Here is an 867-nt window from a genome sequence, read left to right as displayed (position 1 = left end):
GGAGTCCAGGGTTGATCGCTAGGCGGAATTCATCGCCCCGCGGAGGAATTCTCCGCGGGGCGATGGCGGTGTTCTCGAGGATCGATCATTCGCGTGGCCCATGTGTCCACGGCACTCTTCCCCGCCCGGACGGATCCGGCACGGACGGAGGACCTACCGGCCCGCGGCCGGCCGTCTCGGGACTGTCAGACAAAGAGCCTCACCGTCACCCCGAGGCCCTCCAACGCTCTGTACGGGTGACACCGCCTGTGTCGCTGTAGTAATGCGGCAAGGAGTAGCGGCTAATTTGGTCCGCGAGAAGTCCTATCTCCTGTCTTCCGTAAGAAGGGACTCCCGTGAAACGGGTCGGCATCTACGCATCCCTGTCTTTTGCCGCTGCCGTGGCGCTGACAGGCGCAACGGCGAGCCAGGCTTCCGCGGACAACCGCAACATTCCTGGTACCTCACCGGTCACCATTGTTTTCAACAATGGATATTACGGCAATGTTTTCAACACCCAGGGCGGAACCGGCAACACACAGGGCGGCACGCAGGGCGGTATCGGCAACACACAGGGCGGCACCCAGAGCGGCACCGGCAACACCCAAGGCGGCACCCAGAGCGGCACCAAGAACACACAGGGCGGCACGCAAAGCGGTATCGGCAACACACAGGGCGGCACCCAGAGCGGCACCGGCAACACCCAAGGCGGCACGCAGGGCGGCATCGCGCAAGGTGCCGAGGACGCAGCGAAGAGGATCACCGCGCGCACTCTCGAATTGATCAGCGATGGCCTGACCGGTTGACGGAGGCCACTGCCACCGCGGACGAGACCCACTGCCATGAATCGCGTACGTACAGGAGGGGCTCCCGGCATTTTGCCGGGAG

1 protein-coding gene is annotated in these 867 nt (G+C 64.1%); it reads left to right on the top strand.

The window, feature by feature from the left end; genetic code table 11:
- The first annotated feature begins 335 nt into the window (after positions 1-335).
- Positions 336-785, top strand: a complete 450-nt coding sequence (locus ACWCV3_RS28465) for a hypothetical protein (protein WP_451230090.1) — start codon at positions 336-338, stop codon at positions 783-785.
- Positions 786-867 lie beyond the last annotated feature (82 nt).

Source organism: Streptomyces sp. NPDC001781 (assembly GCF_053596035.1).
This window is presented reverse-complemented; position numbering and strand designations above follow the sequence as displayed.